Origin of the sequence: Brevundimonas sp. (genome assembly GCF_013912005.1) — a bacterium.
Taxonomy (GTDB): Bacteria; Pseudomonadota; Alphaproteobacteria; order Caulobacterales; family Caulobacteraceae; genus Brevundimonas.
Genome location: NZ_JACESB010000006.1, coordinates 110,383 through 130,815 on the forward strand (window position 1 = coordinate 110,383; position 20,433 = coordinate 130,815).

A 20,433-nucleotide genomic window follows, 5' to 3' on the forward strand; every position below is an offset into this window, starting at 1 on the left:
GTTCCGCCGCGGGGCCTGTCGGCGTTTACGGCGGCCCTCCGCGTCCGGCGGCGCTTGAGGAACCGGGCGGGACACGCCACCTTTCACCGGCATGAGTGACCGAGGCGCAGGACAGGCCCCGTCGCGGGTCGCCGCGATCCTGGGGCCCACCAACACCGGCAAGACCCACCTCGCGGTCGAGCGGATGCTCGGCCACGCCTCGGGCATGATCGGCCTGCCGCTGCGGCTGCTGGCGCGCGAGATCTATGACCGGGTCGTGCGCCAGCGCGGGGCGGCGGCGGTCGCCCTGATCACCGGCGAGGAGAAGATCGTCCCGCCGCGGCCGCACTATTTCGTGTGCACCGTCGAGGCCATGCCGCTGGAGCGGTCGGTGGAGTTCGTCGCCGTCGACGAGATCCAGCTGGTGGCCGACCCGGAGCGGGGCCACGTCTTCACCCAGCGCCTGCTGCACGCGCGCGGCCGGGCGGAGACGATGTTCCTCGGGGCCGGGACCATGGCGCCGCTGGTCCGCGCCCTCGTGCCGGACGCGGAGATCGTGGCCCGCGACCGGCTGTCGACGCTCAGCTACGCCGGATCGAAGAAGCTGACCCGGCTGCCGCGGCGCAGCGCCATCGTCGCCTTCTCCACCGAGCAGGTCTACGCCATCGCCGAACTGATCCGCCGCCAGCGCGGCGGGGCGGCGGTGGTCATGGGCTCGCTCAGCCCGCGCACCCGCAACGCCCAGGTCGAGCTGTTCCAGTCGGGGGAGGTCGACTTCCTCGTGGCCACCGACGCCATCGGCATGGGGCTGAACATGGACGTCGACCATGTCGCCTTCGCCGGCCTGCGCAAGTTCGACGGCCGCCGGACGCGGTGGCTGCACGCGCACGAGATCGGGCAGATCGCCGGCCGCGCCGGCCGCCACCTGCGCGACGGCACCTTCGGGGTGACCGGAGAGGCGCTGGAGCTGGACCCCGACCTCGTCGAGCAGGTGGTCGAGCACCGCTTCGACCCGGTCGAGGCGGCCGAGTGGCGCAACGCCCGCCTCGACTTCGACACCCTGCCCGACCTGCTGCGCTCGCTGACGGTCACGCCGCAGAGGTTCGGCCTGAGGCTGACCGAGCCGGCGCTCGACGAAATCCTGCTGCGCCGGCTGGCCCAGGACGCGGCGGTGAACCGGATCAGCCGCTCGCGCGGCGCCCTGATGCGGCTGTGGGAGGCCTGCCAGCTGCCGGACTTCCAGAAGACGACGCTGGACGAGCACGCCCGGCTGGCGAAGGAGGTGTTCGAGGCCCTGACCGGTCGCCGGGGACGGCTGACGGCGGACTGGATCGCGCCGCGCTTCGCCGCCCTGGACCGCGACGACGGGCAGATCGACCAGCTGTCGGCGCGGCTGTCCGGGGTGCGGACGCTGAGCTACATCGCCAACCGCCCCGACTGGCTGGACCAGGCGCAGGGCTGGCGCGACCGGACCAAGGCGCTGGAGGAGCGGCTCTCGGACGTGCTGCACGAGCGGCTGACCGCGCGCTTCGTCGACCGCCGGACCACCGCCCTGATGCAGGCGCTGAACGTGCGCGGCGACGCGATGGCCGAGGTCGCCGACGACGGCGAGGTGGTGGTCGAGGGCCATGCGGTCGGCCAGCTGAATGGAATCGACTTCCGGCTCGACCGCGGCGGCTCGGCCCTCGCGGACCGGGCGCTGAGGCACGCGGCGCGGCAGGCGGTGACGCCGGAGATCGCGCGCCGGCTGGGGCGGCTGGCGGCCGAACCGGACGAGGCCTTCGCCGTCACCCCCGACGGGGCCGTGCTGTGGCGGGGAAGCCAGGCCGGACGGGTGATCGGCGGCGAGCCGTTCGCGCCGAAGGTGCGGCTGCTGGGCGACCTCGGCTCCGCCGCGGCGCGCGAGCGGGCGACGAGGCGGCTGGATGCCTGGCTGGCGGGCGAGGCGGGACGGGCGCTGAGGCCGCTGCGCCGACTGAAGGGGGCGATCGAGTCGGGGACGCTGAAGGGCCTGCCGCGAGGCGTGGCCTTCCGGCTGGTCGAGGCCGGCGGGCTGATCGACCGGCGCGAGGTCGAGCGCGATCTGGCCGCCCTGAGTCAGGCCGAGCGCCGCACGCTGAAGGAATTCGGCGTCCGCACGGGGGCGCACTCGGTGTGGCTGCCGGGCCTGCTGAAGCCGCGCGCCCGCGGCGTCGCCCAGGCCTTCGTCGCCGACGCGCCGGCCCGGCTCCGGCCCGACGGCCTCGGAGCGCTGCCGGATCCGCCGCCCTCCCCCCGGACGCTGGCGGCCTGGGGCCTGCGGGCGGTGGGCCGGTTCACGGCGCCGGTGGAGATGCTGGAGGCCCTGGCGGAACGGCGCGCCCGGGGCGGCGGCCGCCTGGACGAGACCGACCTGGCCGCCCTGGGACTCGACGAGGCCGGGGCCAAGGCGCTGCTGGCGGCCCTGAAGACGCCGCGGGCGCAGCAAGCGGAGCGGCCGGGCGCCCGGCCGCGGCCGGTCAAGGATTCGCCGTTCGCGGTCCTCTCGACCCTGGCCCGGCCCGAGGCCCCGCCGGCCCGGCGGCGGCGGCCGCGACGCCGGACGACGGCGGGCGAGTGAGCGACCCGGGCTGCCGGATCGACGTCTGGCTGTGGCGCGCGCGCTTCGCCCGGAGCCGCTCGCTGGCCGCGGCCATGATCGAGCGCGGCGCCGTGCGGCTGACCCACCATGGCGTGCAGAGCCGCCTCGACAAGCCGAGCCGGACCGTCCACGTGGGCGACCGCCTCGTCTTCGCGAGTGGTGGACGGGTGGTGGAGCTGGAGGTGCTGGCGCTCGGCGACCGCCGCGGGCCGGCGTCCGAGGCCCGCGCCCTCTACGAGGCGCGGGCGCCGGAGGCTTGAGGCCTTACTGGCGGACGAACTCGCCCTCGATGTGCAGTTCGACCTCGTCGCCGAGGGCCGGGAGGGCGAAGTTGATCCCGAAGTCCGAACGCCGGATCGTCGCCTCGCCGTCGAAGCCGGCCTTGTAGGCCCCCATGGCCTGGCCGGCCTGGTTGAACTCGACCTCCATGGTCACCGGGCGGCTGACGCCGCGCAGAGTCAGGTCGCCGACTACGGTGGCCTCGGTCGGATCGTCCGCGTCGACGGTCACGGACCGGGAGACGAAGGTGGCGACGGGGTGGTTGGCGGTGTCGAAGAAGTCGGCGGTCTGCAGGTGGGCGTCGAGGCCGTCGGAGTTCGAATCCACCTCGGTCAGCGGAATCGTCGCGGTCAGCTTCGAGTTGGCCGGATCGGCGGGGTCGAGGGTCAGCTCCGCCTGCACGTTCACGAACTGGCCGACGTAGGTCGAGAAACCGAGGTGGTCGACGGACCAGGTGATCTTCCCGTGGGCGGGGTCCAGCCTGTAGTTGCCGGCCTGCACTTCCGCCGGCGTGCGGGTGATGGCGTTCTGGGCGCCGACCGCGCCGCCCGAGAGGACGGCGGCGCCGACGGCGACGGCGAGGAGGGTTCGGGAGGCGAGGCGCATGGACGGCTCCGGGGTTGATCAGCAATCAAGACTGCTACAGATAACCGGTCCCGGCGCAGGCGCAAGCCCGGCTGCGCCGTCGCGTCGCTGCCGAGGTCAGTTGACAGTGCGGCGGCCGGGGGTCATGTCCCGCCCTCTCCCCGCATCCGCCCGACTTCACCGCCGAACATGACCTACATCGTCACCGACGCCTGCGTGCGCTGCAAGTTCATGGACTGCGTCGAGGTGTGCCCGGTCGACTGCTTCTATGAGGGCGAGAACTTTCTCGTGATCGCCCCCGACGAATGCATCGACTGCGGCGTGTGCGAACCGGAATGCCCGGTCGACGCGATCAAGCCCGACACCGAGGACGAGCCCGACGGCAAGTGGCTGCAGATCAACGCGGAATACGCCAAGGTCTGGCCGAACATCACGGTCAAGGGCACGCCCCCGGCGGACAAGGAGCAGTTCGAGCGCGAAACCGGCAAGTTCGAGAAGTACTTCTCGCCCAAGCCGGGCAAGGGCTCCTGACGGCCTGAAGCGACGATCCGCGCCCCGGGCCGGAGGGTTGCGGAGAGGATTACCGGCCTTCCGTACGCGGACGCTGTGGACGTTTTGAAATTCCGCAGATTTGTGATAGGTTACTGTCATTGGGTCGGGCGGTCTGCGAAAACCTCGCGCCGCCCGCGTTTGCGACAGAATCCCGTCCACGCAGGCGGGATCGGCCAGAGGTTGGGTGATCCGTTTCCGCAACTGACGACTTGAGGACATCTCCGACGGACCTGTGCTCCGCCGGCCGTGGCCCTGTCGCCGTTGCGCCTTCGCCTCGCCCTTCCCCGCTGCGCCGGGAAAGGAATGACATGACGAGCAAGACCGGTCTGGAATTCAAGGTTGGCGACGCGGTCGTCTATCCGGCGCACGGCGTCGGCAAGGTGGCGGCGATCGAGACCCAGGAAGTGGCCGGAATGTCGCTGGAGGTCTATGTCGTGACCTTCGACCACGAGAAGATGACCCTGCGGGTGCCGACGAAGAAGGCCAAGACCGCCGGCCTGCGCTCGCTGGCCGCCGACGACGTCGTCAGCAAGGCCCTGACCACCCTGAAGGGCCGCGCCCGCATCAAGCGCACCATGTGGTCGCGCCGCGCCCAGGAATACGAGGCCAAGATCAACTCGGGCGACCTGATCTCGATCGCCGAGGTGGTCCGCGACCTGCACCGGGCCGAGAGCCAGCCGGAACAGTCCTATTCGGAGCGTCAGCTGTACGAGTCGGCGCTGGATCGCATGGCCCGCGAGGTCGCCGCGGCCAACCGCATCGACAAGGAAGCCGCCGTCGAACTGCTCGGCAAGTCGCTGAGCGCCAAGAAGCCGACGGCCCCGGCCGCAGAGGCCGAAGCGGCCTGATCCGCCGCAGCGGCGCCGACGCATGACGGAGGGCCCGGGAGCGATCCCGGGCCCTTTCTCGTCGTCAGTGGCCCGTGCCGGTCCCGGAGACGTGCTCCAGGTAGGCGATGACGTCGGCGATGTCCTGCGGTTCGAACTGGAAGGCGGGCATGGCGGGGTGGGCGGTGACCAGCCCCTCGGCGAAGGCCTCCTGCAGATCCTGCACCGGGTAGAGCGCGCCCATGTCGCGGAAGGGCGGCGCGGCCCGCAGGGGGCTGTCGCCCGACCGTTCGACGGCATGGCAGCCGGCGCACTTCTGGCGCACCAGCACCGCCCCGCGGTCCACGGAGCCGGCCATCGCCATGGTCGGCGTCGGCGTCGGGGCGACCTCGCCATCGGCGGCGCAGGCCCCCAGCGTCAGCAGGCCGGCGAGCATCACGAAACGCTTGAACATGCGAATTTCCCCAGGTTCGCTCCGGGAAATCCCTGTATTGCGCCCCGGCGCGTTCAACCTTCCATAGACGCCTTCCCGGAAGCCCCGGCAAGGGGCGGCGACAGGAGACATGCAATGGCCGACTTCTACCACATCCGACTGGAAACCGCGCGTGAGCCGGGCCACCCGGCGGGCGATCCGGGCGCGGGCTACGACATCGTCGCGCCGCTGGACGCCGAGGGCCGGCTGGACGCCGCCGGGTGCCGGGAGAACCCCGACCGCTGCTACGCCCGCCGCTTCGTCGACGGCGCGACCGAGGCCAAGGGCCGGCTGCGGCACGGGCCGGGCGATCGCTGGACGATCGATCTCGAACCGGACGCAGAGGATGCGGTGGGCTTCCGCTTCGGCCACGAGCGCTTCGTCGCCGGCGAGTACGTCAGCCTGACCCTGCCCGACGGCGAGCAGCACACCTATGTGGTCGCCGCCGTCGCGCCGGTCTGATCAGAAGTATTCGGCGTTGGCCGGGCACTGCGCGCTGATCCGGCGCGCGGTGATGCTGGCCGGAATATAGGGCGTCCCGCGGGCCAGCTGGGCGCCGCCGCTGAAGCGGAAGCTCTCCGTCGCATAGGGCCCGTTCAGGCGCACGTTGACGCGACGTCCCTTGCGGTCCTCGCAGGTCCCCTCGAAGCGGGCGTTGCCGCCGCCGACCTGACGCACCGGATAGGTGCAGCGCCAGCGGCGGGTGGACAAGCCGTTGAAGAACCGGTCGATCTCGCTGGGGCGCACGCACTTCTGCTCGGTGTCGCTGACGCCGAGCACCCGCGTCGTGTACTCCCAGTAGCCGGGCTGGGGCTGGCCCTCCGCCTGGGGCGGGGTGGCCGAGGACGGGGCGGACAGCAGCAGGGCTCCGGCGACGACCGGGGCGGCGACGGCGAAGGTGCGGATCAGTCTGGTCTTCATCGGGGTTCCGGGGACGGTGATGCGCTTCATGGGCAGGGTGGTAGATCAGGGCGCTTGAACGGCGGCTGAACGGGGGGCGTTCCGCTCCGTCCCGCCTTGACGCGGCGGGGACTCCTCCTCTATACGCCCCCCTCTCGCGCGGGACGACCTCCCGCGCGCACCTGTTTCATGCGTCCGCCGTCTGCGCGGCCAGCGCCCGAAGGATAGTCAGATGTCGCGTCGTTGCGAACTCACCGGTATCGGCCCGATGGTCGGCCACAGCGTGAGCCACTCGAACATCAAGACCAAGCGCCGCTTCCTGCCGTCGCTGAAGGCGGTCAAGGTGACCTCGGATGCGCTGGGCCAGACCTTCTCCCTGCGCATCTCGAACGCCGCCCTGCGCACCCTCGACTACAAGGGCGGCCTGGACGCCTTCATCGTCAAGGCCCGCGACGAGCAGCTGTCGCCCGCCGCCCAGCGCATCAAGCGCCAGGTGAAGGCCAGGCTCGCGGAGCAGGCCGCGGCCTGATCGCCGCGACAGCGGAGTCCCGACAGGGGCCGGCGGAGACGCCGGCCCTTTTCGTTTGCGCGGCGATCGTTCGCCGGCCACCTTCCGCCTCCGCGGCCCGCTCCCGTCGGGCCGGACCACCCAGGGCGGCCCGATGACCCGTGAAGAGCTGTACGCCTATGCGCTCTCCCTTCCGGCCGTCGAGGAGTCGACCCTGCACGGGGAGCGATGCGTGCGGCTTCGTGGAAAGCTGCTCGTCAACGACACGCGCCTGCCGGACGCGGTGTCCCTGTCGCTCGATCACGGCACGATCGATCTGCTGCTGGAGACCGAGCCGCAGACCTATTTCAAGACGCCGCAGTTCGAGGGCTGGCCGGCCGTTCTCGTCCGCTTCGGGAACGCCGACGACGGTCGTCTGCGCGAACAGATCGACAAGGCCTGGGCGCGACGGGCCACCCGGGCGCAGAGGGCCGCCCGCGATGCGGCGTCTGACGGTTGCACGGTCGCGCGGCGGCTCTAGGCTGTCGCCATCCAGCGTCGGGGGTCACCTTGTCCATGATCACGTCTCGCGCCGTCCTGATCGGCGTCTCTCTCCTCGCGCTGACCGCCTGCGCGACGCCCCCCCGGAATGTGGATCCCGCCGCCGCCGCGCCTGACGCCGCGGCGCCGCCGCCGCAGGCCCCGGCCGTGCGCGAATCGACCCCCTTCACCCTCGGCACCGACCAGCCGCGGACGCCCGAGCAGCTGGCGATGCGCTTCGACAAGGCCGACCTGTCGATCCGGGTGATCCCCGACGACCAGGCGATCGACGCCGTGGCGGTGCTGGACTTCACCGCCACCGCGCCGGTGTCCGCGGTGGTGGTCGAGCTGGACACCCTGCTGGACGTCTCCTCGGTGCAGGTCGACGGCGTCGAGGCGACCGGCTGGAGCAACCCCGAGGGGCGGATGACCATCCCCCTGCCCCGCCCGCTTGCGGCGGGAGAGTCCGTGCAGGCGCGGATCGCCTACGCCGGCCGGCCGCGCGTGGCGCCGAACGCGCCGTGGGACGGCGGCTTCGTCTGGGCGACCACGGTGGACGGACAGCCGTGGATCGCCACCGCGGTCCAGCCCGAGGGCTGCGACCTGTTCTGGCCCTGCATCGACCATCCGCTGGCCGAGCCGGGCCGGGTGGACCTGCACATCACCGTGCCCTCGAACCTCGCCGCCCCGTCAAACGGCCGCTTCCTCGGCACGGAGGATCATGGCGACGGCTGGACCACCTGGAACTGGTCGGCGGCCAATCCGAACACCTACGCCATCGCCCTCAACATCGGCCCGTACGAGGAGAAGCGCGCCGACTACCGCAGCCGCTTCGGCAACGTCATTCCGCTGTCCTACTGGCACCTGCGCACCGACGATCCGGCCAAGGTGCAGGCCCTGTTCGACCAGTTCGCGCCGATGATGGACTTCTACGAGGCCACGGTCGGCCCCTTCCCGTTCGGCGACGAGAAGATGGGCGTGGTCGAGACGCCGCACCTGGGCATGGAGCACCAGACGATCAACGCCTACGGCAACGAGTACAAGCTGGACGGCAAGGGCTACGACTGGCTGCTGCACCACGAGCTGGCGCACGAGTGGTTCGGCAACCAGATGACCAACCGCAACGCCGACGACATGTGGCTGCACGAGGGGCTGGGCAGCTACATGCAGCCGCTCTACCTGCGCTGGCTGCACGGCGACCGCTACATGGAGGCCGAGCTGCTGGAGCAGCGCAACGGCCTGATCAACCGCTTCCCCGTGGTGTCGGGCGAGGAGCGGTCGGAAGACGAGGTCTACCAGGGTCACTCCGGGCCGGGGCTGGACATCTACAACAAGGGATCGCTGATCGCGCACAGCCTGCGGCGGCTGATCGGCGACGAGGCCTTCTTCCGCTCGGTGACGCGGCTGGTCTACGGCCGGCCGGACCCGCGGCCGGGCAACTTCACCACCCGCACCGCCACGACCGACGAATTCCTGGCGATCCTGGAAGAGGAGAGCGGACGCGATCTCGACTGGTTCTTCCGCGGCTACCTGTACAATGCGGCCCTGCCCGAGCTGCTGGAGACGCGCGAGGACGGGCGGCTGCGTCTCGAGTGGAAGACCGGCGACGGCTCGGTCTTTCCCATGCCGGTGGAGATCGAGATCGACGGCCGCCGCACGACCCTGCCCATGCACGAAGGGCGCGGCGAGATCGCCGCGCCCTCCGGCGCACACGTGCTGATCGATCCGGAGAGCCGGGCCCTGCGCCGCCTCGACTTCATCGAGGCGTGGAAGGGCCGGCCCGCCGGCTGAGGATCAATCGCTTTCGGACTCGTCGTCCGAGGCCACAGCGACGACGGCGGCGATGACGCCGGCGGCGGCGATCAGGCCGACCAGAGGAATGCCGGCGAACTCGCTGGACTCTCCGGCCTGCGGGCCGACCCGGTCGCCGACACGGGCGCCGGTGGTCTGGCCGGCGGCGAGGGCCTGGCCGGACACGAGCAGAAGGCCTGCGGTGACGGCGGCGATGGTCTTCTTCATGATCACGCTCCTGCGATTGACGCTCCGGGCCAAACCGCCGACGCACAGGAGAGTTCCGCCTTCGGGCCCGAAAACGAGCGGCCGGGTTCCGACGGCCTCAGAAGGTTCGGGCGCGGCGCTCGGCCTCGGCGGCCCGCTCGCGGTCGGACGCCGCCTGGCTGGCCTCCATCTGCTCCCCCAGCGCGACGCCCCGCGCCTCCTCCGCCGGGCTGACGGCGGGTCGCAACATGTACACCGCGAGCAGCAGGACGACGGCCAGGCCGCCGACGCCCAGGGCGATGCGCCAGATCCATGCGTGGTCCCGCCGGTCGGCGTAGGGATTGCGGGCCATGTGCTTGCTTCCGGCGGATCCGGCGCTTCGCCGGCGCGCGGACAGGGCGCAGGTCGGGACCCGCGAGTCCAGCGGAATCCGCGGCCGCCTCGAACCCGTTCTAGGGCTCCAGCTCGATGTCCCAGTACAGGTAGTCGAGCCAGCTCTGGTGCAGGTAGTGCGGCGGGAAGCGGCGGCCGAGCTCCTGCAGCTGCCAGGCGTTCGGGCGGTGGGGCGCGCGCCGGATCGGCATGCCGGCCTGCTCGGGGGTGCGCCCGCCCTTGCGCAGATTGCAGGGGCCGCAGGCGGCGACGATGTTCTCCCAGGTCGTCCGCCCGCCCCGGCTGCGCGGCACCACATGGTCGAAGGTCAGCTCGGCGGTGTCGCCGCAGTACTGGCAGGCGAAGCCGTCGCGGAGGAAGACGTTGAAGCGGGTGAAGGCGGGCTGGCGGTCCTGGTCGATGTAGTTCTTCAGGGCGATGACGCTGGGAAGCCGCATCTCCATGGAGGGGCTCCGGACCACCTTGTCGTAGACCGAGACGACGTCCACCCGGTCCTGCCAGACGGCCTTGACCGTCTCCTCCCACGGCCAGATCGACAGCGGGTAGTAGGACAGGGGGCGGAAATCGGCGTTCAGCACGAGCGCCGGCCAGCCGGAGGGGGGACGGTCCAGGACCTGCATCAGGCCCTCGCCGTGCGCAGAGGGGTCATCGACGCGACAGGACTGAAGACACGTCTCCTTCCTTGTCTGTACCCCGAGCCTAGACCCGATTCGACGGCTTGGCGATGACCGCGGAACGACGGTTTCGCGACGTCAGCGGGCCGCCGCCCCGGGAAAGGACGGCAGGTTCCAGCCCCAGACCAGGGCCCCCGCCCGGAGGGCGAAGCCGCAGGGCACCGCGACCAGGGCCGCCTCGACGTTCGACAGGCCGACCGCCTTCAGGGCGACGTAGGCCGTGGCGGCGAGCAGGGCGGCGGACACGGTGATCTCGCGCCGGAGCAGGATGGACGGCTGCCCGGCGAGCAGGTCCCGCACCACCCCGCCGAAGCAGGCGGTCAGGGCGCCCATGACGATGCAGATCAGCGGCGCCGCGCCCAGCGCCTCCGCCTTGGCGGCGCCCAGAACGCCGTAGGCGGCGAGGCCGAACGCATCCAGCCAGAGCAGGGCCCGGAAGCGCCATTCGCGCTGGCCCAGGAACCAGACCGCCAGCGCCGCCAGAAGACAGACGGCGACGTACTTCGAGTCCAGCACCCAGAACACCGGCGCGTCGAGCAGCAGGTCCCGGAGGGTGCCGCCTCCGACGCCGGTGATCGCGCCGAAGAAGGCGAGGGTGACGAGGTCGTGCTTCTGGCGCGCGGCCGCCAGGGCGCCGGTGGCCGCGAACACCGCCACCCCGACATAGTCGAGCAGGAACAGCGTCGGCAGGATCGGCTCGCTGAGGGCCTCGAGCGTCGGGGGCGATGTCACAGGTCGGCATCCTCCAGCGCCGCCTCGCCGCGCCTGACCCTCCCATACCATTCCCAGAGCAGATGCGCCGCCACGGCGCGGCACGGCCGCCAGGCCTCGGCCCGGGCGTAGGCGGCCTTCTCGCGGGGGCGGGTCTCAAGGCCGTCCGCCCAGCGGATGGCCTCCTGCAGGGCGATGTCGCCGCCGGGGAAGACGTCCAGCCGGCCCTCGCAGAACATCAGGAAGGTCTCGGCCGTCCACAGGCCGACGCCCCGGATCGCCGTAAGCCTGCCGACCGCCTCCGCATCCGACAGCCGTTCGAGATGATCGAAGTCGATCCGGCCCTCGACGTGAGCCCGGGCGATCTCGTGCGCGTAGCGCGCCTTCTGCCCGGAAAGGCCGAAGGTCCTGAGCGCCTCCGCGTCCCGGGCGAGCACCGCTTCGGGACAGACGTCCCCCGCGAGCCCCTCCACGACCCGCCGCCAGATGGCTGCGGCGGCGGCGACCGAGACCTGCTGTTCGACGATCATCCGGAACAGCCCCTCGAAGCCGCCGGTCCGCGAGCGCCAGAGGAAGGGGGGCGTGGCCGCGTGGGCCCGCCGCAGGGCGGGATCGCGCCGCACGAGCTCCTCGCGCAGGCGGGCGAGATCGACAGGAGGGGGCGGGGCAAGCACGGACGCAGCCTAGGGCCGGAGCCATGGACGGCAAGCGCCGGGTGTGACGAGGTCCGCATCCCGCTATCCTGGAGCCATGTTCGTCACCCGCTTCGCCCCCTCCCCGACCGGCCGCCTGCACCGCGGCCACGCCTTTTCCGCGCTGACGGCGTGGACGGCGGCGAAGGCGGCGGGCGGGCGCTTCCTGCTGCGCATCGAGGATATCGATCCGACCCGCTGCCGGCCGGAGTACGAGGCCGGCGTGCTGGAGGATCTGGCCTGGCTGGGCCTCGACTGGGAGACGCCGGTGCGACGGCAGTCGGAGCACCTGCCGGCCTACGCCGCCGTGGTCGACGTGCTGCGGCGGCGGGGCCTGCTCTACCGCTGCTTCCGCACCCGCAAGGAAATCCTCGACGCCATCGGCGACGCGCCGCACGGCGCCGCCGAGGCGGTGCGCCCGGGCCCGCACCCCGCGGAGGAGGAGGCGCGTCTTCTGGCGGAGGGACGGGCCTTCGCCTGGCGGCTGTCGCTGGCCCGCGCGCGGGAGGCGCTGGGCGCGCGGGCCTGGGAAGCGCTGGCCTTCGTCGAGGAGGGCGCCGGGCCCGACGGGGAGCGCGGCCTGATCCCGGCGCGACCGGAGACCGCCGGGGACGTGGTGGTGGCGCGCAAGGACGCCGGGACCGCCTATCACGTGGCCGTCGCGTACGACGACGCCCTGCAGGGGGTCACCCACGTGATCCGCGGCGAGGACCTGTTCGAGGCCGCCCATATCCAGGTGCTGATCCAGGCCCTGATGGGCTGGCCCACGCCGGTCTATCGTCACCATCGCCTGCTGACCGGCCCGGACGGCCGCCGGTTCGCCAAGCGGGACCGGTCGGAGACGCTGGCGGAACTGCGCGCCGCCGGCGTCTCCCCCGCCGCCCTGCGGATGGAGCTGGGCTTCTGAAGACGGATTGTTTCCGACCTGTTTCAGGCCTGTTTCAACCCCGCCGGGGAGCGGCCCCGGCTCTGAAGACATGTTCACGTGCACGCGAGCTCGGGGTCGGTCAGACTGGGACCCTCACCGTCGGGGAGAACGTCATGCTGATCGATCGTCGCCGCCTGCTCGCCAGCCTGGCCGCCGCGCCGCTGGCCGCCGCGCCCGCCCATGCCGCCATCCGCGGTCCGGACCCCGCCTCGGCGGAAGCGGTTCTCGACGCGGCCTTCGCCGCCCACGCGCCGGTCGGCCTCGCCGCTGCGGTGATCGGCCGCGACGGCCTCGTCTGGGCCGCCGCCCGCGGGGTCCGCCGCTTCGGCGATCCGTCGCCGGTCACGGCGGCCGACCGCTGGCACCTGGGGTCGAACACCAAGGCGATGACGGCGGCGGTGTTCGCCCGGCTGGTCGAGCAGGGTCGCGCCCGGTGGGCCATGCCGGTGGCCGAGGCCTTCCCCGGGCTCGCCCTCGATCCGGCCTGGTCCACGGCGACGCTGGACGACTTCATGCGCCACCGGGCCGGGCTGACGGACGCCGCGGTGATGGGGCGGGAGTGGCTGATGACGGCCCGCGCCGACCCGCGAAGCCTGCCGGAGCAGCGGGCGGCCATCGTCGCCCGGGCGCTGGGCGCCCCGCCGCCGGGAGAACCGGGCCGCTTCGCCTACGGCAACGCCAACTATGTGCTGGTGGGCGCCGCGATCGAGGCGATCACCGGCGGACCTTGGGAGGAGGCGATGCGCGTCGAGCTGTTCGCCCCGCTCGGGCTGGCGAGCGCCGGCTTCGGCGCGCCGGCTGAGGGTCCGGAGGGCCGCGAGGCGCCGTGGGGCCACCGCGGCGGGGGGGACCAGCGAACGCCCATGCCGCCGACCCATCCCGGCGCCGACAACCCGGCCGCCCTCGGTCCCGCCGGGACGGCCCACATGACCCTGGCCGACTACGGCCGCTTCCTCGCCGCGATGATGGGCGGCGCGCCCGGCTGGCTGGGGCCGGACAGCCTCGAGCGGCTCGCCACGCCCGCCGCCGGCGGTCCGCCGGCCTACGCCTGCGGCTGGGGCGTGCGCACCCTGCCGTGGGGCGGGGCGGCCGGGCCGGGTCCGGTGCTGGCCCACGACGGCTCCAACACCATGTGGCACTGCAGCGCGGCCGTCGCCCTGGGGCGGGGCCTCGCCTTCGTGGCCGTGGCCAATGAGGCCGCGAAGGGCGCGCCGGCCTGCCAGGCCGTGGTGCAGGGGCTGGCGGCGACCCTCGCCGTCTGAGGCCGCGGTTTCCCTCCTCCGGGCGGGGCGGTAAGGCTGGTGGTCGATGGACCGCGACCTCGCCGACTTCTGGAATCTGATGTGGGAGCTGGCGCTGGGCCTCTGCGCGGGCTTCGCCCTGCTCAACGCCTTCGCCCCGCCGCAGGACCTGCCGTGGAAGCCGCTGGACCTCGACCGGCCGATCGGCCAGGCGACCGCCGCCAAGGTCGCCGACTTCGAACTGGCGCGGACGGCGGCGCCGGAGGAGGTCTTCGCCGTGACCGAGGCCTGCATGCAGGTGCTGCGCGAAGCGGGCGTGGAGGTCGAGCGGGCCGAGGATCGCGACGACGGCGGCTTCTGCGTCGTGCGCGGGGCGGTCCGGATCACCGGCGGCGCGGTGACGCCGCTCAGCCCGGGCGGACTGGTCATGCAGTGCCCGCTCGCCGTTCGTTACGTGATCTGGGACCGTCAGGTGCTGCAGCCGGCGGCGCGGGCCAGCTTCGGTTCGGGCCCGGCGCGGGTGGAGAATTTCGGCTCCTACGCCTGCCGGCGCATCTACAATTCAACGGACGCGGCCAGCCGTCCCAGCGAGCACGCGCGCGCCAACGCCCTCGACATCGCGGCGGTGCGGCTGGAGGACGGCCGCACCGTGTCCGTGGCGCGCGACTGGGAGGGCGCCGGACCGGCCGGAACGGAGGGCGCGGCCTTCCTCGACCGGCTGCGGGACGGAGCCTGCCGGGTCTTCGCCACCGTGCTCAGCCCCGACTACAACGCGGCCCACCGCGACCATCTGCACCTCGACGGCGCCTCGGGTGGACTTTGCGCCTGAAAGGTAACGATGTTCGCCCGCCCCGCGAATCGGTTTGCGGTTGACGCGGCCGGGCTTTGCGGGAGACAACTCGCCCCGCAGTCCGGATTTGGCGCGGCTTCCACCCCCGTGCAGCGCTCCTTCGCCTGAACGAGCTTGTCCAGATGGGCTGACGGGCGACCCCGCAGGGGCGCCTGCCTGGAAAGCGCGTTTACGGAGACGCACAATGGCGACCGGCACGGTCAAGTGGTTCAACCCGACCAAGGGCTATGGCTTCATCCAGCCCGAGAGCGGCGGTTCGGACGTTTTCGTCCACATCACCGCGGTTCAGAAGGCCGGGCTTCAGGGCCTCGATGAGAACGCCAAGGTGGAGTACGAGCTGGAATCCCAGCGCGGCAAGACCTCGGCGGTGAACCTCAAGGTCCTGTAAGGGCTGACCACAGTTCAAGGAAACGGGCGCGGCGGCTTCGGCTTCCGCGCCCGTTTTCCTTTCAGGCGGTCGCGCCCGGCGGCCCCGCCCGGCGGCTGCTCCACTGGGCCAGAACCACGGCGCCGAGGACGGCGGCTCCCCCGGCCAGCTGCAGCGGGGTCATCCGCTCGGCGAACAGGGCCCAGCCCAGCAGGGCCGCGACCACCGGCTGGATCAGCACGGTGACGGCGGTGAGGGCGGCCGGCAGCCGTCCCAGCGACCACGCCACCCCGCCCTGCCCCGCCACATGCACCAGTCCGAGGCTCGCGCAGGCGGCCCAGCCGCCGGCGGAGGCGGGCGTCAGCGCCTCGCCCAGGACCGCGGCGAGGACGAGCAGCAGGGGCGCGCCCAGGGCCGTCGACCAGAACATGATGCGGGCCGCCGAGGTGCGGCCGCGCAGGGCCTTCACGGTCAGGAAGTAGCCGGCGTACCAGAGGGCGGTGACGGCGGCGAAGACGTCGCCGAGGCGGGGGTTGCTCCCCTGCCGTCCGTCGGCGCCGGCGGACATGGTCCAGGCCCCGGCCAGGGCGGCCGCCAGCGCCAGCAGGAACAGGGCCCGCGGCCGCTCGCGGAAGGCCAGCCAGGCGACGGCGGTCACGATCACCGGCGTCAGGTTGGTCAGGGTGGTGGCGTTGGCCACCGAGGTGAAGCCGATCGCATAGTGCCAGAACGACAGGTCCAGCACGAAGAACAGGGCCGCCAGCGCCATCAGCGGCAGGGGCCGGCCGGGGCCGCGGCCGCCGGCGGCGGGGTCGTTCCGGAGGACGAGCAGGGCGAGCCACGGCAGGGCCAGGGCGAAGCGCCAGAAGCCGGCGGCGGCCGGGCCGACGTCCGACAGGCGGACGAGGATCGGCGCGAGGCCCAGCACCGCCGCCGAGGCGACGAGGACGATCAGGGCGGCGGCGGCGCTGCGGTTCGGCATCGCCGCATATAGTCCCGCCGCGCCGGCCGCGTCTGCCCCTGTCCGTCAGCGGCGGCGGAGGGTCCAGGCGGTGGCCAGCGGATGGCGGCGGGCCGGGGCGGTGGCGACGCCGACGATCACCGCCGTGGTCAGCAGGATGATCCCCACCAGGGCCCCGGCGGCGAGCAGGCCGGCCGGAGTGTGGACCATGCGGGCGCGGGCGGAGACCGGCCCGGCCCGCAGCTCCACCGCGTCGACATCGGCGCCCGGCGGCGGGTCGGCGAGAACGCCGCCGGCGTCGGTCCACGGCTCGGCGCGGTAGCTCTTCGCCTCGGCCGGGGCCGGCGACGGCGCCTCGAGGTCGGCGCCGGCCGCCACGGTTCCCGCAGCCTCTTCGGCCTCGAGCGGCGTCTGGGTCATCAGATCGCCGCCCCCGGGGCGGTCATCGTGTCGTCGCCGCGCGGCTCGCCGGAGCGGGCCGAGCCCTCGCCGCCGCAGTAGCGGTCGAACTCCTCGCGGAAGCGGTCGGTCAGGTGCTCCTGCCGCTCGCCCTTCTCCTTGAGGCTCAGGAACCAGCTGGATTCCTCCTCGTACATGTGGGTCAGCACCGCGCCCTCGATGTGCTTCAGCTTGTCCATCCACTCGGGGGTGGTGGGCTGGATGTTCTCCAGCTCGGCCATCTGCATCTTGGCCGTGGTCTGCTCGGTGTAGGCGTGGCCGGCGTGCATCTTCTCGCCGGCCTGGGCCAGGGCCGGGTACAGCACCACCTCCTCGGCGAGGGAGTGGCCGTTGAGGACCAAGGCCAGGTCCTTCATGGCGGCGACGCGGGCCTCGCCGCTCTCGGCGCGGCGGCAGGCGGCGAAGCAGTCGCGGATCTGCTCGTGGTGATCGAGGGCCAGCGACAGCCAGTCGCCCGGCGTGGCGCGGGCGCGGGCCTCGGCGGTGGCTTCGGCGCGCTTCTCCTCGCCGGGAACGGGGGTGACCTTGGAGAGGATCTTGTCGACGACGGACATGGCGGGGCTCCGGGGCTGGTTTCGGGGTTCGTGCGGAGTCAAACCGGCCGCGGGGCGGGGAGTTCCGGCCCCGGGTCCGCGCCTCAGCGCGCCGGGGGCGGCGGCTTTGGCGCGCCGCGCTCGCGGTACGACGGCAGCACCGGGGCGTCCCCGGCCGGCGGATTGCGCTGCAGCTCGGCGATCAGCGCCTCCATCTCGGCGATCTCGCGCACCTGGGCCTCGATGATGCGGTCGGCCAGCAGGCGCGTGCGCTCGTCCCTTATCTGCGCCCGTTCGCTGGTCAGGATGGCGATCGAGTGGTGCGGGATCATCGCCTTCATGTACGCCACGTCCCCGACGGTCTGCTGGCTGCGCACCAGCCACAGGGCCCCGGCGAAGACCGCCGCGGCCCCGGCGAGGATGGCGAGGTTGGCCCGCCGGTTGCGGTACATGCCCCACATGAAGCCGAGCATGATCACCGCCATGGCCGCGCCCATGACCAGGGCCATCCAGGTGCGCGTCTGGCTGTAGCGCACGTGCTCCAGCGCGAAGGTGTTCAGGTACATCAGCCCGAACATCACCACGGTGGAAACGGCGATCATGGCCGCGAAACGGCGGTAGCTCATGCCCTTGTCCATGGGCCGGAAACCCGTCCGCCACGGCCCCGGTTCCGCTCAGATCCAGCCGCAGGGATTGGCCGGGCGCGGGCGGCGGCGGACGTACTCGAGCATCGCCCGCCGGGCCCCGCAGCGGCAGCGGAAGCGGTCCGAGCGGCCCGGCGGCGGCCGGTCGCCGGCGGGGAACAGGACCTTCGCGTCCAGCAGGGCCTCGTGGAAACAGCCGGGCGCGAGGCAGCGGACCAGCAGCAGACGGGGCGGTTCGGCGGCGGGCATGGCCGCGATCTAGCCGCGCCGGCCCGGCCCGGGGAAGGCGGATGTTCGCCATTCGTTCCCGGGCCTGTGGATCACCGCCGCGCCCGCCCCGCCCCTTTTCCGCCGCAAAGGCTGGAAGTGGGGGCCCTCCGGCTGCTACCCCTGCGGCATGGAACTCGGCACCTGGATCACCCTCGGTCTCTATTTCGCGCTGATGCTGGCCATCGGCTTCTGGTCGTACCGCGAGAGCACGGACGACGTGGCCGGCTACATGCTGGGCGGGCGACGGCTGGGGCCGGCGGTGGCCTCGCTGTCGGCGGGGGCCTCGGACATGAGCGGCTGGATGCTGCTCGGCCTGCCCGGCGCCATGTACCTGTCGGGGATCTCCTCGATCTGGATCGCCGTCGGCCTGTTCGCCGGGGCCCTGGCCAACTACCTGGTCGTGGCCCCGCGGCTGCGCGTCTATACCGAGCTGGCCCGGGACGCGATCACCATCCCGGACTATTTCGACAAGCGTTTCGAGGACCGCTCGCGCCTGCTGCGCATCGTCTCGGCGGTGGTGATCGTGGTCTTCTTCACCCTGTACACCTCCTCGGGCCTGGTGGCCGGGGGCAAGCTGTTCCAGTCGGCCTTCGGCATGGACTACGCTTGGGGCCTGTGGATCACGGCCGGGGTGGTGCTGGCCTACACCATGGTCGGCGGCTTCATGGCGGTCAGCCTGACCGACTTCGTGCAGGGCTGCATCATGTTCGTGGCCCTGGTGCTGGTGCCGATCGTGGCCCTGACCCACGTCGGCGGCGTCGGCGGCATGACCGACACCCTGAACGGCATCGACCCCGGCCTGCTCAACCTGTTCGAGGGGATGACGGCGGTGGGGATCGTCTCGGCCCTGGCCTGGGGCCTCGGCTATTTCGGCCAGCCGCACATCATCGTGCGCTTCATGGCGGTGCGCTCGGTGCGCGACGTGCCGATGATGCGCAACATCGGCATGAGCTGGATGCTGGTCACCCTGCTGGGGGCGCTGGGCACCGGCCTCGCCGGCCTCGCCTACGCCACCCGCACCGGGCTGGAGGTGGCCGATCCGGAGACCATCTTCATCCTGCTGTCCGACGTGCTGTTCGACCCGCTGGTCACCGGCTTCCTGCTGGCGGCCATCCTCGCGGCGATCATGAGCACCATCTCCTCGCAGCTGCTGGTCTCGTCCAGCTCGCTGGTCGAGGACTTCTACGGCGTCTTCCTGCGCAAGAGCGCGCCGCAGAAGGAGCTGGTGCTGGTCGGCCGGCTGGCGGTGCTGGCGGTGTCGCTGGCCGCCATCGGCCTGGCGTACGACCCCGACAGCAACGTGCTGGGGCTGGTGTCCAAGGCCTGGGCCGGCTTCGGCGCCGCCTTCGGCCCGCTGGTCATCCTGTCGCTGACGTGGAAGCGGATGACCCGCAACGGGGCGCTGGCCGGGATGATCGTCGGCGCCGCCACGGTGCTGTTCTGGATCTACGCCCCGGTGCTGCCGGACGGCGGGACCCTGTCGGGCGTGCTGTACGAGATGGTCCCCGGCTTCGTGCTCAGCTTCCTCGCCATCGTGCTGGTCAGCAAGCTGGACCGGGCCCCGGCCGGGACGGTGACGGAGACCTTCGAGCGGGTCGAGCGCGAGCTGGCCGAGGCGCGGAAGTAGGACGGGCGCGGTTTCTTCCGTCCCGCACGGGGCGGAAAAAACCGCGCGCCCCGTCATTCGAAAATCCCGAAACCCGGTCATTCCGACACTCCCGGACCGTCGTCGGCCGCCTCAGCAGCGCCCAGGTCGGCGTATTCGGGCGGCAGGGGGCGGCCGGCGGCGAGGTCCTCGGCGAGGCGCAGGGCGCGCTCGCGCAGGAAGCGGCGGGTCAGCCGCTGGCGGTTCTCGGCGTCCCGCTCCTGCTCGGCGGGATCGTATTCGACCCACTCGAACAGGGCGTCGAGCCGGGCGATCTCGGCGGCCGCGCGGGCCAGCCGCAGCGCGGTCAGGCCGCGCCCGCCGCGCACCGCCTCGGCGGCGGCGGCGAGGGTGCGCCGGGCCAGGTCGTTGGGACGGATCTGGATCGGCGCGGTCCAGGCGGCCGCCACGTCGTCCTCGGTCAGCGGCGCGTCCGGATCGGGCGGCAGGCCGGGGGCGGCGAAGGCCGGGGCGGCCCCCGCCGCCGGGGCGCGGCCCTGCGGCCAGGGCGTGGCGCGGGCGGCGAAGTCGCGCTTGGTCCAGCCCTCGCGCCGCGCCCGCCGGCGCAACGCCGTCTCCGACACACCGAAGCGGGCCGCGACCACCGGCGCCGACAGGCCCGACAGATAGGCCCCGCGGATCAGGCTCCAGGTCTCGGCGCTGGCGGTGACGTAGCGGCGCGGCGTGCGGGCGGTCATGGGCGGCTCCCCTCTGCGCATGGGACGGGGGAGCGTAGCGGGCCGGGGCGTCAGAAGCGGACGCAGGGGGCGCGGGAGGACCGGGCGGCGACCGGGGATGGCCGGGTTGGCAGGGTGGGGGTTGGTAG

27 protein-coding genes are annotated in these 20,433 nt (G+C 72.6%); 13 read left to right on the plus strand and 14 right to left on the minus strand.

Annotated features, from left to right (window positions below; genetic code table 11):
• Positions 1-91 precede the first annotated feature (91 nt).
• Positions 92-2,578, plus strand: a complete 2,487-nt coding sequence (locus H2038_RS06630) for a helicase-related protein (RefSeq protein ID WP_292110672.1) — start codon at positions 92-94, stop codon at positions 2,576-2,578.
• Entirely contained in the window at positions 2,575-2,859 is a 285-nt protein-coding gene (locus H2038_RS06635) for an RNA-binding S4 domain-containing protein (RefSeq protein ID WP_292110674.1), read from the plus strand. Before H2038_RS06630 ends, H2038_RS06635 begins: the two co-directional genes overlap by 4 nt.
• Before the next feature lie 4 nt (positions 2,860-2,863).
• Here the strand turns inward: H2038_RS06635 and H2038_RS06640 are convergent, their stop codons facing one another.
• A complete protein-coding gene (locus tag H2038_RS06640) occupies positions 2,864-3,484 on the minus strand; it encodes a YceI family protein (RefSeq protein ID WP_292110678.1) in 621 nt (206 codons plus the stop codon).
• A 168-nt stretch (positions 3,485-3,652) separates the two neighbouring features.
• Here H2038_RS06640 and fdxA point away from each other — a divergent pair, with 168 nt between their 5' ends.
• The gene (fdxA, locus tag H2038_RS06645) at positions 3,653-3,994 is read left to right on the plus strand and encodes a ferredoxin FdxA (RefSeq protein WP_292110681.1); all 342 of its coding nucleotides are present in this window, start codon (positions 3,653-3,655) and stop codon (positions 3,992-3,994) included.
• Positions 3,995-4,323: 329 nt separating this feature from the next.
• Positions 4,324-4,863 (plus strand): CarD family transcriptional regulator, encoded by a 540-nt coding sequence (locus H2038_RS06650; protein WP_292110684.1) that lies wholly within the window; start codon positions 4,324-4,326, stop codon positions 4,861-4,863.
• 64 nt (positions 4,864-4,927) lie between these two features.
• Here H2038_RS06650 and H2038_RS06655 read toward each other — a convergent pair whose 3' ends face one another.
• On the minus strand, positions 4,928-5,296 hold the full coding sequence (locus tag H2038_RS06655; protein WP_292110687.1) for a cytochrome c: 369 nt from the start codon (positions 5,294-5,296) through the stop codon (positions 4,928-4,930).
• Positions 5,297-5,410: 114 nt separating this feature from the next.
• Between H2038_RS06655 and H2038_RS06660 the strand changes: the two genes are divergently transcribed.
• Positions 5,411-5,776, plus strand: a complete 366-nt coding sequence (locus H2038_RS06660) for a hypothetical protein (protein WP_292110689.1) — start codon at positions 5,411-5,413, stop codon at positions 5,774-5,776.
• On the opposite strand, the gene H2038_RS06665 is transcribed toward H2038_RS06660, so the two are convergent.
• Positions 5,777-6,235 (minus strand): DUF3617 family protein, encoded by a 459-nt coding sequence (locus H2038_RS06665; protein WP_292110691.1) that lies wholly within the window; start codon positions 6,233-6,235, stop codon positions 5,777-5,779.
• A gap of 211 nt (positions 6,236-6,446) precedes the next feature.
• On the opposite strand from H2038_RS06665, the gene rpmB reads away from it, so the two are divergent.
• From rpmB to H2038_RS06680, 3 genes are all read left to right on the plus strand, one after another.
• Complete coding sequence (gene rpmB / locus H2038_RS06670; RefSeq protein ID WP_292110694.1) at positions 6,447-6,743, plus strand: 50S ribosomal protein L28; 297 nt, start codon at positions 6,447-6,449, stop codon at positions 6,741-6,743.
• A gap of 133 nt (positions 6,744-6,876) precedes the next feature.
• Complete coding sequence (locus H2038_RS06675) at positions 6,877-7,242, plus strand: hypothetical protein (RefSeq protein ID WP_292110698.1); 366 nt, start codon at positions 6,877-6,879, stop codon at positions 7,240-7,242.
• 35 nt (positions 7,243-7,277) lie between these two features.
• Positions 7,278-9,032, plus strand: a complete 1,755-nt coding sequence (locus H2038_RS06680; RefSeq protein WP_292110700.1) for a M1 family metallopeptidase — start codon at positions 7,278-7,280, stop codon at positions 9,030-9,032.
• A 3-nt stretch (positions 9,033-9,035) separates the two neighbouring features.
• Here H2038_RS06680 and H2038_RS06685 read toward each other — a convergent pair whose 3' ends face one another.
• The 5 genes from H2038_RS06685 to H2038_RS06705 form a co-directional block, all read right to left on the minus strand.
• A complete protein-coding gene (locus H2038_RS06685; protein ID WP_292110702.1) occupies positions 9,036-9,260 on the minus strand; it encodes a hypothetical protein in 225 nt (74 codons plus the stop codon).
• 97 nt (positions 9,261-9,357) lie between these two features.
• Positions 9,358-9,591 (minus strand): hypothetical protein, encoded by a 234-nt coding sequence (locus H2038_RS06690; RefSeq protein ID WP_292110704.1) that lies wholly within the window; start codon positions 9,589-9,591, stop codon positions 9,358-9,360.
• A 100-nt stretch (positions 9,592-9,691) separates the two neighbouring features.
• Complete coding sequence (locus H2038_RS06695; protein WP_292110707.1) at positions 9,692-10,252, minus strand: HNH endonuclease; 561 nt, start codon at positions 10,250-10,252, stop codon at positions 9,692-9,694.
• Positions 10,253-10,384: 132 nt separating this feature from the next.
• On the minus strand, positions 10,385-11,038 hold the full coding sequence (locus H2038_RS06700) for a trimeric intracellular cation channel family protein (protein ID WP_292110708.1): 654 nt from the start codon (positions 11,036-11,038) through the stop codon (positions 10,385-10,387).
• Complete coding sequence (locus H2038_RS06705; RefSeq protein ID WP_292110711.1) at positions 11,035-11,691, minus strand: DNA-3-methyladenine glycosylase 2 family protein; 657 nt, start codon at positions 11,689-11,691, stop codon at positions 11,035-11,037. Before H2038_RS06705 ends, H2038_RS06700 begins: the two co-directional genes overlap by 4 nt.
• A gap of 76 nt (positions 11,692-11,767) precedes the next feature.
• On the opposite strand from H2038_RS06705, the gene gluQRS reads away from it, so the two are divergent.
• The 4 genes from gluQRS to H2038_RS06725 all read left to right on the plus strand — a co-directional run bounded on the left by gluQRS (position 11,768) and on the right by H2038_RS06725 (position 15,116).
• Entirely contained in the window at positions 11,768-12,616 is an 849-nt protein-coding gene (gene gluQRS, locus H2038_RS06710; protein WP_292110713.1) for a tRNA glutamyl-Q(34) synthetase GluQRS, read from the plus strand.
• A 134-nt stretch (positions 12,617-12,750) separates the two neighbouring features.
• Positions 12,751-13,899: a serine hydrolase gene (locus H2038_RS06715; RefSeq protein WP_292110716.1), complete on the plus strand. Its 1,149-nt coding sequence runs from the start codon at positions 12,751-12,753 to the stop codon at positions 13,897-13,899.
• Positions 13,900-13,945: 46 nt separating this feature from the next.
• The gene (locus H2038_RS06720) at positions 13,946-14,707 is read left to right on the plus strand and encodes an extensin family protein (RefSeq protein WP_292110718.1); all 762 of its coding nucleotides are present in this window, start codon (positions 13,946-13,948) and stop codon (positions 14,705-14,707) included.
• A 205-nt stretch (positions 14,708-14,912) separates the two neighbouring features.
• Positions 14,913-15,116, plus strand: a complete 204-nt coding sequence (locus H2038_RS06725) for a cold-shock protein (protein WP_292110720.1) — start codon at positions 14,913-14,915, stop codon at positions 15,114-15,116.
• A gap of 61 nt (positions 15,117-15,177) precedes the next feature.
• Here the strand turns inward: H2038_RS06725 and H2038_RS06730 are convergent, their stop codons facing one another.
• From H2038_RS06730 to H2038_RS06750, 5 genes are all read right to left on the minus strand, one after another.
• Positions 15,178-16,077 carry a DMT family transporter gene (locus H2038_RS06730; protein WP_292110722.1) on the minus strand — a complete coding sequence of 300 codons (900 nt, stop codon included), beginning with the start codon at positions 16,075-16,077 and terminating at the stop codon, positions 15,178-15,180.
• 45 nt (positions 16,078-16,122) lie between these two features.
• Complete coding sequence (locus tag H2038_RS06735) at positions 16,123-16,476, minus strand: hypothetical protein (protein ID WP_292110725.1); 354 nt, start codon at positions 16,474-16,476, stop codon at positions 16,123-16,125.
• Complete coding sequence (locus H2038_RS06740) at positions 16,476-17,069, minus strand: hemerythrin domain-containing protein (protein ID WP_292110728.1); 594 nt, start codon at positions 17,067-17,069, stop codon at positions 16,476-16,478. Before H2038_RS06740 ends, H2038_RS06735 begins: the two co-directional genes overlap by 1 nt.
• An 83-nt stretch (positions 17,070-17,152) precedes the next feature.
• The gene (locus H2038_RS06745) at positions 17,153-17,674 is read right to left on the minus strand and encodes a DUF305 domain-containing protein (RefSeq protein ID WP_292110731.1); all 522 of its coding nucleotides are present in this window, start codon (positions 17,672-17,674) and stop codon (positions 17,153-17,155) included.
• A 48-nt stretch (positions 17,675-17,722) separates the two neighbouring features.
• Positions 17,723-17,941, minus strand: a complete 219-nt coding sequence (locus H2038_RS06750; protein ID WP_292110734.1) for a hypothetical protein — start codon at positions 17,939-17,941, stop codon at positions 17,723-17,725.
• Positions 17,942-18,089: 148 nt separating this feature from the next.
• Here H2038_RS06750 and putP point away from each other — a divergent pair, with 148 nt between their 5' ends.
• Entirely contained in the window at positions 18,090-19,589 is a 1,500-nt protein-coding gene (gene putP, locus H2038_RS06755; protein WP_292110737.1) for a sodium/proline symporter PutP, read from the plus strand.
• 77 nt (positions 19,590-19,666) lie between these two features.
• Here putP and H2038_RS06760 read toward each other — a convergent pair whose 3' ends face one another.
• The gene (locus H2038_RS06760) at positions 19,667-20,305 is read right to left on the minus strand and encodes a hypothetical protein (protein WP_292110740.1); all 639 of its coding nucleotides are present in this window, start codon (positions 20,303-20,305) and stop codon (positions 19,667-19,669) included.
• Positions 20,306-20,433 lie beyond the last annotated feature (128 nt).